This window comes from Streptococcus sp. 5346 (genome assembly GCF_013277455.1).
Taxonomy (GTDB): domain Bacteria; phylum Bacillota; class Bacilli; order Lactobacillales; family Streptococcaceae; genus Streptococcus.
On record NZ_VMMY01000006.1, the window covers coordinates 1 to 4,899 of the forward strand.

A 4,899-nucleotide genomic window follows, 5' to 3' on the forward strand; every position below is an offset into this window, starting at 1 on the left:
CTGAGCTACGCGCCCAAGTCAAAAACTTGGTACAAAGAACAAAGTTCAAAGCGGGTGACGAGAATCGAACTCGCGACAACAGCTTGGAAGGCTGTAGTTTTACCACTAAACTACACCCGCTAAAATGGGAGTTAACGGGATCGAACCGCTGACCCTCTGCTTGTAAGGCAGATGCTCTCCCAGCTGAGCTAAACTCCCTAGAGCTAAGCGACTTCCATATCTCACAGGGGGCAACCCCCAACTACTTCCGGCGTTCTAGGGCTTAACTTCTGTGTTCGGCATGGGTACAGGTGTATCTCCTAGGCTATCGTCACTTAACTCTGAGTAATACCTACTCAAAATTGAATATCTATTCAAACCAAGAAAACCTCTCGCTTTCATATTCTCAGTTACTTTGGATAAGTCCTCGAGCTATTAGTATTAGTCCGCTACATGTGTCGCCACACTTCCACTTCTAACCTATCTACCTGATCATCTCTCAGGGCTCTTACTGATATAAAATCATGGGAAATCTCATCTTGAGGTGGGTTTCACACTTAGATGCTTTCAGCGTTTATCCCTTCCCTACATAGCTACCCAGCGATGCCTTTGGCAAGACAACTGGTACACCAGCGGTAAGTCCACTCTGGTCCTCTCGTACTAGGAGCAGATCCTCTCAAATTTCCTACGCCCGCGACGGATAGGGACCGAACTGTCTCACGACGTTCTGAACCCAGCTCGCGTGCCGCTTTAATGGGCGAACAGCCCAACCCTTGGGACCGACTACAGCCCCAGGATGCGACGAGCCGACATCGAGGTGCCAAACCTCCCCGTCGATGTGAACTCTTGGGGGAGATAAGCCTGTTATCCCCAGGGTAGCTTTTATCCGTTGAGCGATGGCCCTTCCATACGGAACCACCGGATCACTAAGCCCGACTTTCGTCCCTGCTCGAGTTGTAGCTCTCGCAGTCAAGCTCCCTTATACCTTTACACTCTGCGAATGATTTCCAACCATTCTGAGGGAACCTTTGGGCGCCTCCGTTACCTTTTAGGAGGCGACCGCCCCAGTCAAACTGCCCGTCAGACACTGTCTCCGATAGGGATCACCTATCCGGGTTAGAGTGGCCATAACACAAGGGTAGTATCCCAACAACGTCTCCTTCGAAACTGGCGTCCCGATCTCATAGACTCCTACCTATCCTGTACATGTGGTACAGACACTCAATATCAAACTGCAGTAAAGCTCCATGGGGTCTTTCCGTCCTGTCGCGGGTAACCTGCATCTTCACAGGTACTAAAATTTCACCGAGTCTCTCGTTGAGACAGTGCCCAAATCATTACGCCTTTCGTGCGGGTCGGAACTTACCCGACAAGGAATTTCGCTACCTTAGGACCGTTATAGTTACGGCCGCCGTTTACTGGGGCTTCAATTCATACCTTCGCTTACGCTAAGCACTCCTCTTAACCTTCCAGCACCGGGCAGGCGTCACCCCCTATACATCATCTTACGATTTAGCAGAGAGCTGTGTTTTTGATAAACAGTTGCTTGGGCCTATTCACTGCGGCTGACATAAAGTCAGCACCCCTTCTCCCGAAGTTACGGGGTCATTTTGCCGAGTTCCTTAACGAGAGTTCTCTCGCTCACCTGAGGCTACTCGCCTCGACTACCTGTGTCGGTTTGCGGTACGGGTAGAGTATGTTTAAACGCTAGAAGCTTTTCTTGGCAGTGTGACGTCACTAACTTCGCTACTAAACTTCGCTCCCCATCACAGCTCAATGTTATAGAACTAAGCATTTAACTCAATTCACACCTCACTGCTTAGACAGACACTTCCAATCGTCTGCTTTAGTTAGCCTACTGCGTCCCTCCATCACTACATACTCTAGTACAGGAATATCAACCTGTTGTCCATCGGATACACCTTTCGGTCTCTCCTTAGGTCCCGACTAACCCAGGGCGGACGAGCCTTCCCCTGGAAACCTTAGTCTTACGGTGGACAGGATTCTCACCTGTCTTTCGCTACTCATACCGGCATTCTCACTTCTATGCGTTCCAGCGCTCCTCACGGTACACCTTCTTCACACATAGAACGCTCTCCTACCATACCTATAAAGGTATCCACAGCTTCGGTAAATTGTTTTAGCCCCGGTACATTTTCGGCGCAGGGTCACTCGACTAGTGAGCTATTACGCACTCTTTGAATGAATAGCTGCTTCTAAGCTAACATCCTAGTTGTCTGTGCAACCCCACATCCTTTTCCACTTAACAATTATTTTGGGACCTTAGCTGGTGGTCTGGGCTGTTTCCCTTTCGACTACGGATCTTAGCACTCGCAGTCTGACTGCCGACCATAATTCATTGGCATTCGGAGTTTATCTGAGATTGGTAATCCGGGATGGACCCCTCACCCAAACAGTGCTCTACCTCCAAGAATCTCTAATGTCGACGCTAGCCCTAAAGCTATTTCGGAGAGAACCAGCTATCTCCAAGTTCGTTTGGAATTTCTCCGCTACCCACAAGTCATCCAAGCACTTTTCAACGTGCCCTGGTTCGGTCCTCCAGTGCGTCTTACCGCACCTTCAACCTGCTCATGGGTAGGTCACATGGTTTCGGGTCTACGTCATGATACTAATTCGCCCTATTCAGACTCGGTTTCCCTACGGCTCCGTCTCTTCAACTTAACCTCGCATCATAACGTAACTCGCCGGTTCATTCTACAAAAGGCACGCTCTCACCCATTAACGGGCTCGAACTTGTTGTAGGCACACGGTTTCAGGTTCTATTTCACTCCCCTCCCGGGGTGCTTTTCACCTTTCCCTCACGGTACTGGTTCACTATCGGTCACTAGGGAGTATTTAGGGTTGGGAGATGGTCCTCCCAGATTCCGACGGGATTTCACGTGTCCCGCCGTACTCAGGATACTGCTAGGTACAAAGACTATTTTAAATACGAGGCTATTACTCTCTTTGGCTGATCTTCCCAAATCATTCTTCTATAATCTTTGAGTCCACATTGCAGTCCTACAACCCCGAAGAGTAAACTCTTCGGTTTGCCCTTCTGCCGTTTCGCTCGCCGCTACTAAGGCAATCGCTTTTGCTTTCTCTTCCTGCAGCTACTTAGATGTTTCAGTTCACTGCGTCTTCCTCCTCACATCCTTAACAGATGCGGGTAACAGGTAGTACCTGTTGGGTTCCCCCATTCGGAAATCCCTGGATCATCGCTTACTTACAGCTACCCAAGGCATATCGTCGTTTGTCACGTCCTTCTTCGGCTCCTAGTGCCAAGGCATCCACCGTGCGCCCTTATTAACTTAACCTTATTTTTTGACCTTTCAGTCATAAACTCTTATTAATACTACAGCGTTTTCGGTTTATTTTCTTGTTACTATTTGATATAGATATTCAATTTTCAATGTGCATTACTTGGTGATCTCTCACCAATGGAGCCTAGCGGGATCGAACCGCTGACCTCCTGCGTGCAAAGCAGGCGCTCTCCCAGCTGAGCTAAGGCCCCACAAGACCTCTCAAGACTAAACAAGACCAATGCGCAGTTCCTTATCCTTAGAAAGGAGGTGATCCAGCCGCACCTTCCGATACGGCTACCTTGTTACGACTTCACCCCAATCATCTATCCCACCTTAGGCGGCTGGCTCCTTACGGTTACCTCACCGACTTCGGGTGTTACAAACTCTCGTGGTGTGACGGGCGGTGTGTACAAGGCCCGGGAACGTATTCACCGCGGCGTGCTGATCCGCGATTACTAGCGATTCCGACTTCATGTAGGCGAGTTGCAGCCTACAATCCGAACTGAGACTGGCTTTAAGAGATTAGCTTGCCGTCACCGGCTTGCGACTCGTTGTACCAGCCATTGTAGCACGTGTGTAGCCCAGGTCATAAGGGGCATGATGATTTGACGTCATCCCCACCTTCCTCCGGTTTATTACCGGCAGTCTCGCTAGAGTGCCCAACTGAATGATGGCAACTAACAATAGGGGTTGCGCTCGTTGCGGGACTTAACCCAACATCTCACGACACGAGCTGACGACAACCATGCACCACCTGTCACCTCTGTCCCGAAGGAAAACTCTATCTCTAGAGTGGTCAGAGGGATGTCAAGACCTGGTAAGGTTCTTCGCGTTGCTTCGAATTAAACCACATGCTCCACCGCTTGTGCGGGCCCCCGTCAATTCCTTTGAGTTTCAACCTTGCGGTCGTACTCCCCAGGCGGAGTGCTTAATGCGTTAGCTGCGGCACTAAACCCCGGAAAGGGTCTAACACCTAGCACTCATCGTTTACGGCGTGGACTACCAGGGTATCTAATCCTGTTTGCTCCCCACGCTTTCGAGCCTCAGCGTCAGTTACAAGCCAGAGAGCCGCTTTCGCCACCGGTGTTCCTCCATATATCTACGCATTTCACCGCTACACATGGAATTCCACTCTCCCCTCTTGCACTCAAGTTAAACAGTTTCCAAAGCGTACTATGGTTAAGCCACAGCCTTTAACTTCAGACTTATCTAACCGCCTGCGCTCGCTTTACGCCCAATAAATCCGGACAACGCTCGGGACCTACGTATTACCGCGGCTGCTGGCACGTAGTTAGCCGTCCCTTTCTGGTAAGATACCGTCACAGTGTGAACTTTCCACTCTCACACTCGTTCTTCTCTTACAACAGAGCTTTACGATCCGAAAACCTTCTTCACTCACGCGGCGTTGCTCGGTCAGACTTCCGTCCATTGCCGAAGATTCCCTACTGCTGCCTCCCGTAGGAGTCTGGGCCGTGTCTCAGTCCCAGTGTGGCCGATCACCCTCTCAGGTCGGCTATGTATCGTCGCCTTGGTGAGCCGTTACCCCACCAACTAGCTAATACAACGCAGGTCCATCTGGTAGTGATGCAATTGCACCTTTTAAGCAAATGTCATT

The 4,899-nt window shown here is 50.2% G+C and carries 3 tRNA genes and 3 rRNA genes; all 6 read right to left on the bottom strand.

Going from position 1 to position 4,899, the window contains the following annotated elements:
* Positions 1–49 precede the first annotated feature (49 nt).
* Positions 50–120 (bottom strand) — tRNA-Gly (locus HT732_RS04675).
* Positions 121–125: 5 nt separating this feature from the next.
* Positions 126–198 (bottom strand) — tRNA-Val (locus HT732_RS04680).
* A gap of 4 nt (positions 199–202) precedes the next feature.
* Positions 203–318 (bottom strand): 5S ribosomal RNA (gene rrf / locus HT732_RS04685).
* Between the two features lie 76 nt (positions 319–394).
* Positions 395–3,296: ribosomal RNA gene (locus HT732_RS04690) — 23S ribosomal RNA — on the bottom strand.
* A 124-nt stretch (positions 3,297–3,420) separates the two neighbouring features.
* Positions 3,421–3,493, bottom strand: a tRNA-Ala gene (locus tag HT732_RS04695).
* Positions 3,494–3,544: 51 nt separating this feature from the next.
* Positions 3,545–4,899: ribosomal RNA gene (locus HT732_RS04700) — 16S ribosomal RNA — on the bottom strand; the annotation flags it as partial.